2 tRNA genes and 1 rRNA gene are annotated in these 725 nt (G+C 52.7%); all 3 read left to right on the forward strand.

The features are described 5' to 3' along the window. Positions 1-295, forward strand: a 16S ribosomal RNA gene (locus ACTNBZ_RS14345); the annotation flags it as partial. A gap of 104 nt (positions 296-399) precedes the next feature. Next, positions 400-476, forward strand: a tRNA-Ile gene (locus ACTNBZ_RS14350). A gap of 21 nt (positions 477-497) precedes the next feature. Then, positions 498-573: transfer RNA gene (locus ACTNBZ_RS14355), tRNA-Ala, on the forward strand. Positions 574-725: the final 152 nt, after the last annotated feature.

The following is a 725-nucleotide window of genomic DNA, read 5'->3' on the forward strand; positions in this document are numbered from 1 at the left end:
AACAGAGGGAAGCAAAACCGCGAGGTGGAGCAAATCCCTAAAAGCCATCCCAGTTCGGATTGCAGGCTGAAACCCGCCTGTATGAAGTTGGAATCGCTAGTAATCGCGGATCAGCATGCCGCGGTGAATACGTTCCCGGGCCTTGTACACACCGCCCGTCACACCATGAGAGTCGGGAACACCCGAAGTCCGTAGTCTAACCGCAAGGGGGACGCGGCCGAAGGTGGGTTCGATAATTGGGGTGAAGTCGTAACAAGGTAGCCGTATCGGAAGGTGCGGCTGGATCACCTCCTTTCTAAGGAGACTTCAAGGGAGCTGGAGCTCTCTTGTAACGTCCTAAGGTCAGGACTTCGGTGCGAATGGACTTTCACGTTGTTTAATTTAGAGGGTACACGAGATGGGCCCATAGCTCAGCTGGCTAGAGCGCACGACTGATAATCGTGAGGTCGGTGGTTCGAGTCCACTTGGGCCCACCACCAAAGCCCTGGTTTCGGGATGGGGGTATAGCTCAGCTGGGAGAGCATCTGCTTTGCAAGCAGAGGGTCATCGGTTCGAGCCCGATTATCTCCACCAATCAAAATCAGATCGAAGCACCTGAGGGATCAGATGTTTCGATCTGGTCTTGAGAAAGGCCGGAAGCCTGCACCTTGAAAACTGAACAATGTAGATTGAAAGTAATGCGAAGCAAGCAACAGAGGGCAAAAGCAAATGTTGTGGAACTTTTA

Origin of the sequence: Pseudoflavonifractor sp. HCP28S3_F10 (genome assembly GCF_052065415.1) — a bacterium.
Lineage (GTDB): Bacteria > Bacillota > Clostridia > Oscillospirales > Oscillospiraceae > Pseudoflavonifractor_A.